Source organism: Aureibaculum luteum (genome assembly GCF_003449015.1).
GTDB lineage: Bacteria > Bacteroidota > Bacteroidia > Flavobacteriales > Flavobacteriaceae > Aureibaculum > Aureibaculum luteum.
The window spans coordinates 71,316-87,407 of the sequence record NZ_QRGD01000003.1 but is presented as its reverse complement, the minus strand read 5'-3'; the positions used below and the strand labels follow the sequence as shown (position 1 = coordinate 87,407).

Annotated in this window: 12 protein-coding genes; 3 read left to right on the top strand and 9 right to left on the bottom strand. The window is 32.9% G+C overall.

Going from position 1 to position 16,092, the window contains the following annotated elements:
- Positions 1-8 precede the first annotated feature (8 nt).
- The 4 genes from D3P13_RS08775 to D3P13_RS08760 form a co-directional block, all read right to left on the bottom strand.
- On the bottom strand, positions 9-533 hold the full coding sequence (locus D3P13_RS08775) for a hypothetical protein (protein ID WP_117881458.1): 525 nt from the start codon (positions 531-533) through the stop codon (positions 9-11).
- 197 nt (positions 534-730) lie between these two features.
- A complete protein-coding gene (locus D3P13_RS08770) occupies positions 731-922 on the bottom strand; it encodes a cold-shock protein (protein WP_117881456.1) in 192 nt (63 codons plus the stop codon).
- Positions 923-994: 72 nt separating this feature from the next.
- Positions 995-1,936, bottom strand: coding sequence for an endonuclease/exonuclease/phosphatase family protein (locus D3P13_RS08765; protein WP_117881454.1), 942 nt, complete (start codon positions 1,934-1,936; stop codon positions 995-997).
- A gap of 159 nt (positions 1,937-2,095) precedes the next feature.
- Positions 2,096-8,584 (bottom strand): alpha-2-macroglobulin family protein, encoded by a 6,489-nt coding sequence (locus D3P13_RS08760; RefSeq protein WP_232829161.1) that lies wholly within the window; start codon positions 8,582-8,584, stop codon positions 2,096-2,098.
- 303 nt (positions 8,585-8,887) lie between these two features.
- Between D3P13_RS08760 and D3P13_RS08755 the strand changes: the two genes are divergently transcribed.
- Complete coding sequence (locus D3P13_RS08755) at positions 8,888-9,448, top strand: Mur ligase domain-containing protein (protein WP_117881452.1); 561 nt, start codon at positions 8,888-8,890, stop codon at positions 9,446-9,448.
- Between the two features lie 91 nt (positions 9,449-9,539).
- Here the strand turns inward: D3P13_RS08755 and D3P13_RS08750 are convergent, their stop codons facing one another.
- The 4 genes from D3P13_RS08750 to era form a co-directional block, all read right to left on the bottom strand.
- Positions 9,540-10,301, bottom strand: a complete 762-nt coding sequence (locus tag D3P13_RS08750) for a thioredoxin family protein (protein ID WP_117881450.1) — start codon at positions 10,299-10,301, stop codon at positions 9,540-9,542.
- 15 nt (positions 10,302-10,316) lie between these two features.
- Positions 10,317-10,853: a TlpA family protein disulfide reductase gene (locus tag D3P13_RS08745; RefSeq protein ID WP_117881448.1), complete on the bottom strand. Its 537-nt coding sequence runs from the start codon at positions 10,851-10,853 to the stop codon at positions 10,317-10,319.
- 214 nt (positions 10,854-11,067) lie between these two features.
- Positions 11,068-11,640 carry a hypothetical protein gene (locus tag D3P13_RS08740; RefSeq protein WP_117881446.1) on the bottom strand — a complete coding sequence of 191 codons (573 nt, stop codon included), beginning with the start codon at positions 11,638-11,640 and terminating at the stop codon, positions 11,068-11,070.
- A gap of 185 nt (positions 11,641-11,825) precedes the next feature.
- Positions 11,826-12,719, bottom strand: coding sequence for a GTPase Era (gene era, locus D3P13_RS08735; protein ID WP_117881443.1), 894 nt, complete (start codon positions 12,717-12,719; stop codon positions 11,826-11,828).
- Between the two features lie 119 nt (positions 12,720-12,838).
- Between era and D3P13_RS08730 the strand changes: the two genes are divergently transcribed.
- On the top strand, positions 12,839-13,342 hold the full coding sequence (locus D3P13_RS08730; protein WP_117881441.1) for a GNAT family N-acetyltransferase: 504 nt from the start codon (positions 12,839-12,841) through the stop codon (positions 13,340-13,342).
- A 63-nt stretch (positions 13,343-13,405) separates the two neighbouring features.
- Here the strand turns inward: D3P13_RS08730 and D3P13_RS08725 are convergent, their stop codons facing one another.
- Positions 13,406-14,884 carry a Na+/H+ antiporter NhaC family protein gene (locus D3P13_RS08725; RefSeq protein ID WP_117881439.1) on the bottom strand — a complete coding sequence of 493 codons (1,479 nt, stop codon included), beginning with the start codon at positions 14,882-14,884 and terminating at the stop codon, positions 13,406-13,408.
- A gap of 71 nt (positions 14,885-14,955) precedes the next feature.
- On the opposite strand from D3P13_RS08725, the gene D3P13_RS08720 reads away from it, so the two are divergent.
- Entirely contained in the window at positions 14,956-15,939 is a 984-nt protein-coding gene (locus tag D3P13_RS08720; protein ID WP_117881437.1) for a Gfo/Idh/MocA family protein, read from the top strand.
- The last annotated feature ends 153 nt before the right edge of the window (positions 15,940-16,092 follow it).

The window sequence follows — 16,092 nt, the reverse complement described above, 5'->3', positions numbered from 1 at the left end:
GTAATATTTTATCCTAAGAAATCGTCGTCAAAATTAATATCGTCATCAGGGGCGTAGTCATTATAATTTACGCCAGGAGGATTAAACAATCCCCAACGGTCAATCATATAATTGTTTGGGTCAAAACTTGCCACCCATTCCGCAAAGATGACACGGAATTCTTCAATTTCGTTTCTTAGTAACTCTATATAGTCATTGTCTTGGTAGCCGCAAAGTTGCATACCAGAGCAACTTGTTAAAATTTCACGAGCCGATTTTCTTATAATAGCAGCATTTTCCATGCGAATATCATAAACGTTAGCTCCTTCTGCTCCTGCAATTTTTGCAGGAATAATCAATGCATTTTCGATGATGTAGGTAGCGTAATTTTCAAGCATTTCACCTTCAGCTTCATCAGCAGTTTCAACATCATCCTTTGAAACTAAACTTCCAATTTTTCTGCCTAGTAACATAATTTCCCATGCTTTTTTATAGATAGGCATTTTTTCTATTTCCTCGTGAGACTTGTAGTCATCATCGTCGTCTTCAAACATATTTCCACTTATTTTGTATTGTCTTATTATTAACGATAAGAATAGTAACGTAGTATTGGTTATATGATAATTGTTTTTATAGTATTGATATCAATGGAGTTAGCTCTTAAATTGTTTTTACGTACACTTTGTGACAATAAAAAAGCCCATCTATTGATGGGCTCTTGTTTAAAATTTTAACTAGTAATATATATATGTTATATAACTTTTACATTTACTGCGTTTAAACCTTTTCTTCCTTCTTCTAAATCAAATTCAACTTCATCGCCTTCGCGAATTTCATCGATTAATCCAGAAATGTGAACGAAATGTTCTTTGTTTGAACCTTCTTCAGTTACAAAACCAAATCCTTTGGCATCGTTGAAGAACTTTACTGTTCCTTTACTCATAATTATTTATAATTTATTATTAATTACTAAGTAGTAACCAAATATGGTGCCAAAGAATTAAAAACATTCTTTTTATTCCTTAATTCTGAACTCCATAAAGATAGGTAAATGATCTGAACCAATATTTGGTCCAGTACCACGATCAATAACGCTAATAGCCTTACTTATCAACGCATGATCTAAAGTGGTATTTAAGATTGTAAACATTGTTGGCCAAGTTGGCAGTATACCTAATCCATTTCGCGAATCTTTTAAGTTGGTATTTAATAATAAATCTTTAAAGTGTTTTGAATAAGAAGAGGTATTTAAATCGCCTATAACGATTAAATTTTCAGAAAGCTCTTTCCTTTTTTTAGCAAGATTCTTAAAATGAGCATTACGAATATCAAAGTTTCTTTTACCCATTGGAGGAAAAGGGTGCGTTGCAATTAAATCTATGGGTTTGTCATCAATTTTTAGGCTAGCTAGAATAGAAGGGACTTTTGATGAATCAAAATTTAAAACGGACATTTCCGAGGCTATCTTACTATAGTATCCAATTCCGAAATTATCATTACGAAGTACCCATTTTTTAAAAGTATACTGTTCTGTAATGTCACTTAAAGCAGATTTCCATTTTTGATTATATTCAAGTAAGATGAGAATATCAGGACTCTTAGTTTTTATAAAGTCTATGACTTTTTCAGAATCGTTATTACTTGAAAGTAAATTGATACTGACAATTGTGGTTCCTCTTAACTTATGTATCTCACCAAGTTTACTTGGAAAATAAAGACGGTATATAAAAGAAGTATTCCAAATGATCAGTAATATGGTAATGCCACTAATAATCTTGCTTTTTTTAGTAAATAGGTTTAATACAAATACAATTATTAGAAAAATTGAAATTTGCAGCTTAAAGTTTGACATAATATCAATAAGCCAATAATTGGGAAAGATGTTTGGCAATATTGATGTCAAGAGTGCAGCTACTATGCCTAACTTGAGTAAAAAATCAATTATTTTTTTTATCATTAATATAATTTATAAACACCCCTAAAGTCTCCTCAAGGGGACAATACTAAAGTAATTTGGTAACTAATGTCCCCTTGAGGAGACTTTAGGGGTGTCGTTATTCAAACAATTATCCACTCCAATATTCCCTTCCCTACGGGGAGGGATAGGGAGGAGATTTTACTTAACCTTCACCCTGACACCTTCACTGTGACTACTAAACTCAGGTGCATACATACTTTGTATTGTTGTAATACCATTAGAGAAATCACCTTTGTTATTGACACGTAAGTCGTATTCAAAAACATAAACACCTTTGGGTAAATAGTCAAAAAAGAAATTGGTAGCCGCATCTTTTGTGCTTTCATAATACCCTAAATTGTCTTGCCATTTGTATTGTGATAGTACATTTATAGGTTCAAATCCTGCTGCACGCATATCTTTCATATGAACAAATTCCATGGTTCTATCTACTTTTAACTCTATTCGAACACGAACTAAATCGCCCAATTTTAAATTGGTACTTTCAGTGATAACCGTAAGCTCTTCGCCATGATCCGTATTCTTTTTAAGGAATAGCTTTTTAGACAATTGCAATGGTGTTTTGGCTGAGGTTATTTTGTCTAAATCCTCAAAATATTGCCAATACAATGCTCCCCAAGCTACACCTTCAGATTTCTTACTTAAGGTTACGGTTGCCATGTCTGCTTTTATTTCGTCACCTTTCCATGAGGCTTTAAAATACCCCGTTCCAGCTTCTATTTTGGTGTCTTCCAATTGTAAAGGGTCAATTTTTTGATCGCCGATGGTGATGTCTACAAATTCAGTAACTTCTAACCAATCTGTACCTTGTAAGAGTAAAGCATAAACAGCTTCAGTAGTTGCTTTTGTCGTTTTCCAACGATTCGTTTGTTTATTCTTTAACAACCAGACCTTAAGTTCGTCAATGATTTTTATATCACCTTCAACTTCAGTAAATGCTTCAATCAGCAAGGCTTGTGTTTCAATTGGAGCTTGATACCAATACCAACTAGCCGTGTTCTCTTTCCAATACATACCCAGTTCTTGGCTTGATATTGAATTTTCTTTTAGTGAAGCTATTATTTTATTGGCTACTGCCGTTTTGTCATTTCTTTTTGCGACTAATGAAATCATACCTTTTGTGTATAAGTTGTTTTTTTTCCAAAATTCGTAGGCTTGATTGGTAAAATAATCAACAGCTGTTTGAACATTGTTACGAATGGTAATATCCTTATAAAAACTACGCATATACAAATATTGAATTTGAAAATGATGGGTATGATTACTTACCCAAAACTCTTTTTCCAAGCGTTCACCTTCCGCTTTTGTTTTGGCTCTGGCTTTAATTTTTTTCGCTTGTTTTTTTAATTCGTTAAAATCAGATAGTATCTCATCATCTAAAAATTTCACGGCTTTATTAAGCATGGATGACGTCTCGTCTCCGCTCGACGTGACATTTAATTTTCTTAGGTGTCCAAAGCCTGACGCAATATGTTGTGTAATATATCGATTAGGATATCGTGCTCCTTTAAACCAAGGGAAACCACCATTGCCCATTTGAACTTGTTCCAATTTACGTAAGGCAGAAGCCAATTCGTTTTTCATTTTATTCAAATCAAACAGTAAGGCAATTCGTTTTTTCTGCTCTGTTTCAGATTGAGCATCACGTAACCAAGGAGTTTCTTGAATTATGAGCGATTTTAATTCTTGGTTTTTTTCTAAATTAGATACCAGAGCATCACTGTTTTTCCATTGATTAAATACCTCTTGAATCCTTGGGTTTGAATTGGCAATATGACTAGCCAATGCATTTGAATAGTATCGAGAAAAAGTTTGCTCTGCACATTCGTAAGGGTATTCCATTAAATACGGTAAGGCCTGAACAGCATACCAAGCTGGATTTGAGGTTATTTCTAAGGTTAAATTGTGATTTTTTAAGCTTGTTGATGTATTGCTTTTCAACTTATCAAGAGTAAATGTTCTGGTTTCATTAGAACGCAGCCACATAGGTAAGCTTTCGGTTACCAACATTCTGTTTGACAATACAGGTAAGGCATTTTCTTCACCATCCGTAAAATCACCAGCTTTAGCTACTATTTTATATTTTACGGCTTGTACGTCAAATGGAATTTTTAAGGTCCAGCTTACATTGACATTTCCTTTTGCGTCTACCGTAAAAGTTTTACGATTATCAGCATTCCCTAATTTGGCATCAATAGGTTTATCAGTTAAGGCATCAAACAATTGTAATTCGCTAATTCCGTCCAATTTATTCTCCGTTAAATTGGCAATTTTTGAAGCAAAGACAATTACATCACCTTCACGTAAAAAACGTGGTGGATTTGGCATTACCATCAGTTCTTTTTGAGTAACGGTAGATAAACGCATTTGTGCGGTTGCCATGTCTTTCGTATGAGCCAAGAGATTTAAATTCCAACGTGTTAAACTTTCTGGAATGGTAAAATTAAAACTTACATTACCTTCAGTATCCGTTTTTAAATGTGGATAGAAAAAAGCAGTTTCTTGCAAGTTTTTACGAGCAACGATACCTTTTAATGGTGAATCTGTTGCTGGCGGAGGAGGGATTGCTTCAATTCTTTCAGTAATTGGTAAGTCCTCATCAATTTCCTTTACGGAACTAGGGCTCAATGCGGGTTGTGCTATACTATCTTCCATTGCCATTTCTGATTCATCTGCTACCATTGCCACGCCCGAAGCCCTTCCTCTTAAAGCTTTATTGGCAGACTTTTTTTCTCGTCTTTGACTCCCATAACCAGTAACTACCACTTCATCTAAAGACTGCTCATCAACTCTTAATCTTATGTTGTAAATATTATCCCCTTTAATCGTTATTTCAGAAGTGTTAAATCCCAAATAGGAAAAAACTAATGTTTCGCCCTGAGAAGCTTTTATTTTATAGTTTCCATCAAAATCAGTTGTAACACCGTTGACTGTTCCTTTCACTATAACATTTACACCTGGTAATACTCCAGAATTATCAGATACTTTACCATAGATATAACCTTTTTCTTTATTTGTATCTGTAGATGAGGAAACTCTATCTGGTGCGTGATTTCTTCTAATTGAGTTTAAATAATTATTATTAAACCAGCTATTCGTTAAACTAAATCCGAACCAATTGAGTTGGTCATAATTTTGGTTAGAAAATCCATAATAACTATAATTTTGTTGATCGATATTAAAATTAACATTCCCAAAACTATGACTGGCCGTACTTTGGTTGTAATTGTAATAATAGCGTTGGTTAAGTGGACTAAAATACCAGTTGTGAGGTTTAAATTCGTCTAAAGAAGCATCATACATAGAAGCCAATACTTCTGCTGCCACCTTGTCTTTTTTGTTTCCTTTTATTTTAAAGCTCCATGTTTCGTTTTGCCCTGGTTGTAATTTATCTCTGAACGTAGTGGTCTCAATAAACAATTCCTTTTTAGGATAAGGCACATTAATATTTAAATTTCCATTGCTAAATGCATTGTTATTTACGAGCTGGTATTGTATGGTAAAACCACCAAGATCTTCAGGCTTAACAGGTATTGAAATGGTTTTAATTTCATTAGAGAGTTTTACAATTTTAGTCTCGACGATATTATATTTTTTAACAACGGTAACTGTTACAGAAATATCTTCTGATGCCGATCCTAATTGTAATTTTACAAATTCGTTAGGTTGGTATTTATTTTTATTTGTTTTAATAAAAAGTAATTGCTTGTCAGAAACTACCTTTTCATTGGTGTTAAAAACCTCAAAACGGAACTCATCTTTTACCGCCTGTTTAAATTTGTCTTCACTTTCTGCAATAACGATATACAAGCCTGAAACCCATTTACTGATGTTTTTCAATTTTAAGTCTTTTTCTTTTTCAGTATTAAAAGTGGTTTCAAAAACTAGTTTTCCTTGTTTCCATGTATTCGAATCATTTTCCTTTTGATAAGCTTCATGAGGGAATAATTTTTTAAACGCTGCCTCTGAAAATGATTGATAATCTGGTGCTTCCCATGGCCGTGTTCTTAATACAAATTTAGGAGCAACCAACTTGTAAATTTTCAGGTTACCTTTTGTAGCTACAAACGCTCCATTTAAATTGTTAGATTGTAAATTAACAGTATGGTTTTTGTCAGACTTCTCAAGCTTATCAGGCATAGAAATAGAAAGTGTTAATGCATGGTAGCCCACATTTACAGTAGTTTCCGTACTTCGTGTTTCTCCATTAATATCTGTAACATCAGCCATTACCTTATAATTAAAAGTAGGCTGATTACTAGGGTCTATTTTAATATCTGGAATAGATTTAAAAGCAATTTTATAATTACCACTGGCATCCGTAGAGGTTTCACCATGTGTTATTTCTTGGGATTCTGAATTGTTACTATAATCATTATAATACCACCAACACCACCTAGGAAATTGTGCGGTTCTAAATACGCGATAAGTGACTTTAGCGTCGGTTATGGTACTTCCAGCAAATGCATTTGCAGTACCATTAATAGTTACGGTATCATTAACTCTGTATGTATCGGTTACGGGCCTAAATTCAGTCTCAAATTTGGGACGTTTATATTCTTCTACTGAAAAGTGTGAACTACCATTGAGTGAATTTCCAAAATGATAACTGGAAGATGCATAGATATTAAAATTTCCTGTTAATCCTGTGTTTGGCAAGATAAATTCGCCACTAAAAGAGCCAAATTCGTTGGTTTTAAAAGTGAATGATTTTACTTCTTGATAATTAACATCGTTTAGCTTCACGGTTACTTCTTTTCCATCAATAGCATGCGATTTATTGTCTTCAGAAGCTACTGCAATACCTTTGAAATAAACGGTTTGCCCTGGTCTGTAAATACTCCTATCCGTAAATAAAAAGATACGAGCCGATTTATTTTCGTTTATGACAGGTTTGTGAGTTTCATATAAATAATAGTCGCCAAATGTTGCTTCATCATTTTTATAGTTTACTGTGATTACAACGTTATTTCTATACACATTGTTTTTGAAAAAGACCTGTCCGTTTTTATTAGTAGTTAGCGTTCTGTTTATTGCTTTATTATACCTGCCTGTGTTATAATTTTTAATATTTATTCGGGCATCCTTGATAGGTTTACCAGTGTTTCTGTCCACGATTTGATAGATTTTGTTACCCTCTAATGTGTTTTCAACTAAAGCAATATCTGTTACTTGTGTAAAGGTATGCCCAAAAGTAAATTGATCTGAAATAGTCTCGTTTACAGAGGTAAAGATCATATAATTTCCACCTTCTAACTCAGGTAATAAAACCTCTGTAGTGTGCTGAAGATAATCACTTTCATTTTTTAATGTACTGTTCCATGTTTTAATAACCTTTAATTTTTTGATAAAGGCTATTTTTTTATCATCCTGATAAATTTCAGAAAACTTTTTTTGTTGACTTTTGGAGATTTTTAATGCTATAAAGTATAGTTGATCTGTGTTTTTATAAGTAACCAATAGCTTAGCAGGTTTATGTATAGGTGTAAATTTTTCTGTTGTAATTTGTAAACTAGGGTTTAGTATTTGACTTTGTAAACTCTTGCATTTTTCGGCTCCTGTAGATTTTGGAAAAAGAGCCATGGCATCTTCACAAACTTTTAAAGCCTCTTTGCGTTTCCATTGATTGTTGTTAGTTATGGGATCATATGCATTTGCTTGACTGTCTAGATAAACAGCAATTTTATAATCAATTTCTGTAACTATTTCGTGTTTATTATACTGTTTTTTAAGAGCATTCAGTGTATGAAAATAAACAGCATCTTTATTGCTGAATACAGCGTTTGTACGCACAAAGTCTAAACGCTCTAAGGTTAACGTAACTAAAGCCGTTGGGTCTTTATCTTTTGCATGAGATAATGTTAAATTTTTATATAAACGTAAGGCATGTAATTGTTGTGATAAACTATCCTTAGCATACAATTGATTTTTGGTGAAATCAGTGTTTGGAGCCAATAATTCGGCATTGTCAATTTCAAATTTATAAGCAGGACGTCTTAAATTACGTTCATCGGTTTTGTAAAAATCTATGGCTCTATGAGCTAAAAAATCATATAAAGTGGGTCTGTAGACTTTAGAGTTTCCTTGCAGATGTAAAATGGCATTATAAGCAGTTAAATCAGATTCTTGTAAGGATATTGAATTGATTAATGACGCCTGAAAATGATGATGCGTTTCTTCAAAAATAGTTTGTAAGTCCCACGTTCTAAAATCAAGAGTATCTACCTTCTCTGAAGTATTTGTACGATTGTAAAATTTATATCGGTTTTGTTGAAAATATTGCCAATAGATATCTGCAATTATGCTTTCCAAGATGTTTTTTGTTGGGAATTTACTTTTTGTAGCTTCTTTTTTTAAATTTATGATTGTATTTAGTTGAGCATCTTCCTCTAAAGTCAATGCGAATTTTGAAATATAAAGCAAGGCCTTTACCAATTGAGGATCGTTCTTATCCTTTTTGGCTTTTTTATATATTTTTTCAACTTCAGCCAAGGCAGATTTTGGTAAACCTTCTAGTTCATGAGATTCTACTTTATACCAAGCCTCTGAGTAATTGTCAGTAGGTTGTGCTTCTATAGTTGTAGAAAATAAGAATATCATTGTTAATATGGTGATTGACTTTTGCATAATTCTTTTATTAGAAAACAAATAACGATAGTATAACCTAAAATTACAATTAATATTGAGTAAAGTGGTCGTTTTGATGAGTAAGACGCTAATTTCACTAATTTTCACAAACCTGTCATTGCGAGGGATTCATATAATAGTGTCGTAAAAGAACTATTTAAAATACCCATGGCAACCTTATGAATCTTACTCGAAATTTTTATTGTTAGATGGTCACAATTGTTATTTGGACTTTCATTTTTAGAATTTATTTGTTATTTATTTTTTAGTGCTTGTAATTTGTATTTTATTTATTTTTACACAATGATTTCAGAACAACAATTATACCAACAAGTTCAAGGCAAAACGAGAGTTGTTATCTTAGCTTCTAAAGATGAAAATAACATCACAGCTATGTTACTTCATGTTTTAAATTATCATAATAAACAAGTTGATTTTGTTTTAGCTAATGGCAAACAATCTATTGATGAAAGCAACGAATTTATTGTAATTGAAGCAGCTAAAAATGCCGATGCCTTAAAAGGGAATATAGCACTTGTAATTGATGTGAACCCTGAGATACACACTGCAGGTTTTGTAAATTCTATTACTAATGGAGGGATGTTAGTCTATTATGAAGAAGTTGCAGCTGTTAAACTAATAGTAGAGTCGAGTACAAATACCATTAAAAAATATCCTTATAAAGCTCCAGATTATTCATTCGAAAATGAGGTCTACTTTATAGATACCAATGAAGGCAAATTACCCTTAGAAATAACGAATGAAAATGACATTAAACACCTGTTGGGTGCAAAATGGATCTGCCAACATATGGGTGTAGACGAAGATGATTTTTACGAAGCCGTTGGAGAATTTAGAGATTAAACTTAAGGTGTTAACATAAAAAAGAGGTAAAAAATAATTGTCTATTTTTTACCTCTTTTTTGTTATAGTCAGAAAGAATCTGAATATTAAATTAAGCTTTATGAGGTTTAACAGGACAACCAATCGCCTTTGTAAAATTAGGGTTTGGTTTTTCTTCATTTTCTAATGCTTTAATAGCATCTTCAACGTATTTTACTTTTACGTTTTCTGGAGCTCTTGAATTGTCATCAATGGTACCAATATATTGTGCTTTTCTATCTTTATCTAGTAAAAATACATGAGGTGTTCTTACCGCACCATATTGAGGTGCTACTTTTTGACCTTCGTCAACGAGATATGCAAAAGGGAATCCTTTTTCCTTCGCACGTTTTTGCATGGCTTCGTAACTTTCGTTTTCACCACCTGATGCCGTATTCGGATTAATAGCAATGACTGAATAGCCTTGACTCGCGTACTTGTTATGTAATTCAATTAAACGATCTTCATAAAGTACAGAAAAAGGACATCCATTGCACGTAAACGTCACAATGTAGCCTTTCGCATCTTTTATACCCGCTAAAGAAACCATATTGCCATCCACATTTTTGAGATTAAAATCAGTAGCTACATCACCTATTTTATAGCCTCCAATTTCTTCAAGGGTTTTTGTTTGCTCAGGAAGTCCGCCTTTTGGAGGTCCCTTTCTATCACCGTCTCCTCTTGGTGGATGACCTTCTCCTTTTGGTGGGTGATCACCAGGGCCTTCATGTTGCTCTGTGGTTGCAACGTCTTTATCGTTTGCAGGTTTATCTTTACATGAAATGATACTTGCCGTTATAAAGACAAATGCTATTAGTAAATTGATTTTTTTCATTTTTAAAATTTATTATTAGTGGTTACGTATTTTATTAATTTCATTTTCTAAATCTTTCAAATCTTCGAAAGCACGTTCAAAAAATAGACGTTTTTTATTGTTAAAAATTATGGTAAATGGAATGGCACCTGACCAATTGGGGTCTATTTTATCTATCCATGCATTGGCATCAGGATCATCTAATAAAACCACCTTTTCAGTAATATTATTTTTCTTTAAAAACGGTTTTAGTTTCGTTTCTATATCTTTTGTAAAATCGAGACTTACCAGAATCAATTCTATTTCTGGGTTTTGAGTAGCAAACTCTTGTAAATAAGGCAATTCTTTAACGCACGGAGCACACCACATGGCCCAAAAGTTTACGATATAAATTTTATCACTCTCGGTATAGAGTAGTGGTTCTAATTGGTTAAAGTCGTAGACAGGTATTTCAGTTTGAAGTACGTCAACAGCTACCTTTTCTGTGGTATTTGTTGTTTTCTGCTTGTTACAACTGACGCTTATACTCAGCAAAAGTGTTACAATAAAAAGTGGTATGCTGTTCTTGATCATTAATTTTTAATAAAAATAATGGATGCAAGGTATTGTATTTGAGTATTTTCTATAAAGTGAAATTGTTAAATCTTTACTAAGATTTAACAATTTCACTTGTATGTCAGAAATTATGGGGATAACTATTTAGGTGCTGCTCCAAAGAAATATACAATGGGAAGCCTATTAAAATGATTTCACAGTTGTCTTAAATAGACAGTGGTTCGTACTGGTTTTATAATTGAACAACACCGGGGTTTTCTCTAACAATGGTAAGGTTAAAATACTTTCTAGTTTGGTTGTTTACCCCACCGCTATTTCTAAAATCCATTGCTTCACCTACAATAAAAGAACTTGATGGTAACCCATGTGTTGGTGGTAATGGAAGTGTTTTATACGTTCCGCCTCCAATCATTCCACTTTTTGGATTTGATCTATCTCCTAACCAGTCGTATTGTATAAAATCTCGGTCATCACCGGGGTTATCTACTGTTGTGATGATGAAATTGTCTGGTACGGCAGAAATTCTTTCAAAATTGCGGTAATCAGTTTGGTAAATGAACTGTTCTAAACCTCCTGTACCTCCATCATTTGCAGAAATGGTAAACGTATATATCGAATTTTGTAACAAGTTAATTTCTATATCAGAGGTAACCATGTTATTGTCTAGAGTCACCTCTACACCCGGCCCTGAAATTGAGATGGATATTTCTGGGGCGTCATTATCTATTTCGGCTAATTCAGTGTCACAACTGATTAGTAAAAAAGTAACGAATGTTAAGTCTAAATAAACAAAATTTTTCATCATAAAAGTTTTTAATTACTTCTTTTATGATTTATTTTTTAAAAGGTTAACATTAAATTTATTATTTAATTTCTGCCAAATTGAAAATTTGGGAGTCAATACTTTTTTAAATCTTAAGGAGATTGGAACTAATAATTATTTTTTTAGTTCGAATTTTCATTTATTTTTTTACAATAGTACGTCTTAACCTACTCCTTATATCCAAACCTTTTCAACTGATTTTTATTGGAACGCCAGTCTTTGTTTACCTTAACATAGAGTTCTAAATATACTTTTTTATCAAAGAATTTTTCTAAATCACGACGGGCTTCCGTGCCTACACGTTTTAATCCTGCACCTTTATGGCCTATAATAATTCCTTTTTGAGACTCACGCTCAACCATAATAATAGAACGGATTTTAATAATATTAGGTTCTTCAACAAATTCTTCTGTATCAATTTCTACAGCATAAGGAATCTCCTTTTTGTAATGTACTAATATTTTTTCTCTAATGGCTTCATTTACAAAAAAGCGTTCAGGCTTGTCCGTTAACTGATCTTTAGGATAAAATGCTGGAGATTCAGGTAACAGTTCTATAATGTTTTCGAGCACGCTCTTAATATTAAAATTCTGTAATGCCGAAATAGGAACAACTCTGGCATTGGGTACTTTTTCTTGCCAATACACCATTTGATCTTCCAAGATTTCCTGTTTTGATGTATCAATTTTATTAATCAATAACAAAACGGGAATTTTGGCATTGGTAATCTTTTCGAAAAAGGCTTCGTCTTTTAAATCTTTTTCACCAATTTCAACCATATAGATAAGCACATCTGCATCTTCAAAAGCAGATTTGACAAAGTCCATCATTGATGCTTGTAGTTCATAGGCAGGTTTTATAATACCTGGTGTATCAGAAAATAGTATCTGAAAATCTTCACCATTAACAATTCCCAAAATACGATGTCGTGTAGTTTGAGCTTTTGAGGTAATGATAGATAAACGTTCACCTACAAAGGCGTTCATTAGTGTAGATTTACCTACGTTTGGATTACCGATGATGTTTACGAATCCTGCTTTATGTATTTTTTTTTCTTCCATATTGTTTTGCAAAGATAAGTTTAAATTATTGATAGACCTCACAGGTTTTGAAAACCTGTGAGGTCTTGTGATTGTATGTAATAAATAATTATCTTTAAGACTTAGTTTAATCAAGTTAAATGAACTTTACATTAATACAAGCCAATCCCAAAGAAATAAAAAAAGCTTTCAATTTATTGAAATCGGCATCAAAAACATTGGAGCAAAAAAATGTTAAACAATGGGATTATTGGCAAGATCCCCCTGAAGGGAAAATTAAATGGGTGGAAGATGGTTTTTTAACTAATGAATTTTATTTTATAAAAAACGAGAATGATAAAGTAATGGGTATGGTCCGAATTTTAGAAAATGATTTAAATTATTGGGGAGAAATGAATGATAAGTCAAAGTATATTCACTCGTTGGTTGTAGACAATGTTTTTTCTGGTAATAATTTGGGAAAACAGGTTGTGTTACTAATTGAGAAGAACGCGAAAAAGGATGATTATGAGTATTTAAGATTGGATTGTGATGCTACAAACACTAAACTTTGTACATACTACGAAAACCTTGGGTTTATATTAGTGAGACAAAAGGAATTACCCTTGGGTGTCTATAATTTATACCAAAAGGAGTTAGGTTAAAAGCGACTTCGTTCTTCCATCTTTTTTCATCTCGGACTTCCAACCTTGTACCTCTTACCTTTTTTACATTGTAAATCCTAAAATTAAATATAAAATCACCGTAATTGCCCCACCAAACAATGCATACGGCAGTTGTGTTCGTACATGGTCAATATGGTCACTGGCCGATGCCATGGAGGAAATTATGGAGGTGTCTGATATAGGGGAGCAGTGATCACCAAAAATACCACCACCCAATGTTGCAGCAACTACCAAGGTAACATCTGAACCGTGTAAATTAGCCATTGGTATTGAAATGGCTAACATTATGGCAAATGTTCCCCATGAGGTTCCTGTAGAAAAGGCTATAAAAGAGCTAATGATAAATACAATAGCAGGTAAAAATTCAGGTGATAACCAGTCTTTAGACCAGTTGGCAACAAACTGTCCTGTGCCCAATGCTTTACAAGCATCTCCAATAGCAAAAGCTAATAACATTAATAACGCCAACGGCATCAATTCACTAATTCCTTTTAAAATGAGGTCAACCATTTCTCTACTTCGCATTAATCCTTGCGAGCGGTATAATATCATGGCAACAACTATAGAGGTAGTAACAGCATAAAGTACGGAAGAAGAACCAGAGCCTTCACCTAAAGACGTTACAAAATGATTAAACCAAGAGGTAGCGTCTGTAACATTATTCCATCCCGTATATGCCAGCCAAACAGGCATCATAATAACCATAGTTGCCAAAGGGACAATCATATTAAAAGCCCTAGCAGGAATGCCTTCTTTCGGCTTATAAGAGGTTACGGCTTCAGAAATCATTGGTTTAGAGCCGTCATTTAATAGTTTTCCGGTATCACGCGTTCGTTTTTCAGCTTTAGCCATTGGACCAAAATCCTTTTTTGAAACGATAATAACTACAACTAAAATCAATGCTATAATTGGGTAAAAATTATATTTTATAGAAGACATTAAAACACCAAAAGGATTCTCAACACCTTGAGTTAATAATAAGCCCATTATAAAAGCACCCCACGCATTAAAGGGTATTAAAATAGACGATGGAGCTGAGCTTGAATCTGCTATATATGCTAATTTTTCACGAGGAATTTTAAGTTTATCAAAAACGGGACGATAAATGGTACCTACCGTTAAAGAACTAATACTGGTTTCAACAAAAAGAGCCATTCCAGTTAAAAAAGCTAATAATTGAACCACTACGCGGCTATACCCACTTTGTTTATTTTCAAAATAAACAATGAGTTTATTTAACTGATTCACAAAACCTTCAACTCCACGAGAGTATTGAATAAATAGTAATAAAGCACCGACTAAAGCACTAAACATTATGGTTCTGGTATTTCCTTCCGATTTAAAAACATTTACAAAACCTTCTAATGTAGCCAAAGTACCTTCTAAAAAGTTCCAATCGCTCATGATAAGCCATGATAACCAAATACCTAACACCAAGGATACATATACTTGTTTGGTTTTTAAGGCTAAAATTATGGCTAATACTGGGGGTAAAATGGAAAGGAAACCGTAATCTGTCATAAGTAGTTTTGGGTGGTTTAAAATTTTAAATATAATAATACTTTTCGTAATATTGTTCTTTTATAAAGATTATGGATAAAGTAAAAATTAAATGGGGCATTATAGGTTGTGGAAACATAGCTAATAAATTTGCTAGTGATTTGGCCTTAATGGAAGATGCAGAGCTACAAGCTGTAGCTTCTCGTAGTATTGAAAAAGCAAAAAGTTTTGGAGAAAAGCACAATTCAAAAAAGTGTTATGATAGTTATGATGAATTGTTTTTAGATGGAGATGTAGATATTGTTTATATAGCCACGCCACACAGTTCACATTGTGAATTGAGCTTAAAAGCGATGCAACATAATAAACATGTGTTGAGTGAAAAGCCGTTAGCGATTAATAAGGTAGAAGCTGCAAAAATGATAGCTTTGTCCAAAGAAAAAGGACTTTTCTTTATGGAAGGTTTATGGACACGGTTTAACCCAACATTTGTTGCCATAAAAAAAATAATTGATAGTGGTGAAATTGGCGATATAAAATTCATAAATGCTGATTTTTCTTTTAAATCAAACCATTCATTAGATAGTAGAGTTTTTGATTTGAAATTAGGAGGTGGAGCATTATTAGATATAGGTATATACCCAGCCTTTTTAACCTATGCTTTATTGGGTAAACCAAAAGAAATTTTGGCAAAATCTATTTTTAATGAAGCTACAAAGTGCGATGTTCAATCTTCAATGATTTTTCATTATGAAAATGCACAAGCCATATTGTACAGTGGTTTTATGTCAAACGCCAAAATGATTGCTCGTATTAGTGGTTCTGAAGGTGAAATTTATATCCATAACCAATGGCATATGGCTCAAGGTTATACCTTAGTTAAAAACGGGAAAGAAGAGGTGTTTGAATTACCTACAAAAGGGATTGGGTTTTCACATGAAATTATGGAATGTCATAATTGTTTGAAAAATAATCAAATTGAAAGCAAACATTGGTCACATAAAAACAGTATGGATTTGATTTCTATCTTAGACGAAGTTAGATGTGAAGTTGGGTTGATTTATCCACAAGACTAGACACTATTTGTAACCATGTCATAGCGAAGGCATACCAGTAATTTTATTAATTAAAAGTAGTTTAAAATGCCTGAGGAAATCTCGTTAAGGTTATTACAAAACTTAATTTGAAATTTAATTTTAAACTGCTACTGTCACTGAATGCTGCTAATG

What these genes read in the sequence shown, in the direction of transcription:
- D3P13_RS08775 (WP_117881458.1), bottom strand. Translation starts at nt 533, where the DNA reads ATGTTTGAAGACGACGATGATGACTACAAGTCTCACGAGGAAATAGAA.
- D3P13_RS08770 (WP_117881456.1), bottom strand. Translation starts at nt 922, where the DNA reads ATGAGTAAAGGAACAGTAAAGTTCTTCAACGATGCCAAAGGATTTGGT.
- D3P13_RS08765 (WP_117881454.1), bottom strand. Translation starts at nt 1,936, where the DNA reads ATGATAAAAAAAATAATTGATTTTTTACTCAAGTTAGGCATAGTAGCT.
- D3P13_RS08760 (WP_232829161.1), bottom strand. Translation starts at nt 8,584, where the DNA reads ATGCAAAAGTCAATCACCATATTAACAATGATATTCTTATTTTCTACA.
- D3P13_RS08755 (WP_117881452.1), top strand. Translation starts at nt 8,888, where the DNA reads ATGATTTCAGAACAACAATTATACCAACAAGTTCAAGGCAAAACGAGA.
- D3P13_RS08750 (WP_117881450.1), bottom strand. Translation starts at nt 10,301, where the DNA reads ATGAAAAAAATCAATTTACTAATAGCATTTGTCTTTATAACGGCAAGT.
- D3P13_RS08745 (WP_117881448.1), bottom strand. Translation starts at nt 10,853, where the DNA reads ATGATCAAGAACAGCATACCACTTTTTATTGTAACACTTTTGCTGAGT.
- D3P13_RS08740 (WP_117881446.1), bottom strand. Translation starts at nt 11,640, where the DNA reads ATGATGAAAAATTTTGTTTATTTAGACTTAACATTCGTTACTTTTTTA.
- era (WP_117881443.1), bottom strand. Translation starts at nt 12,719, where the DNA reads ATGGAAGAAAAAAAAATACATAAAGCAGGATTCGTAAACATCATCGGT.
- D3P13_RS08730 (WP_117881441.1), top strand. Translation starts at nt 12,839, where the DNA reads ATGAACTTTACATTAATACAAGCCAATCCCAAAGAAATAAAAAAAGCT.
- D3P13_RS08725 (WP_117881439.1), bottom strand. Translation starts at nt 14,884, where the DNA reads ATGACAGATTACGGTTTCCTTTCCATTTTACCCCCAGTATTAGCCATA.
- D3P13_RS08720 (WP_117881437.1), top strand. Translation starts at nt 14,956, where the DNA reads ATGGATAAAGTAAAAATTAAATGGGGCATTATAGGTTGTGGAAACATA.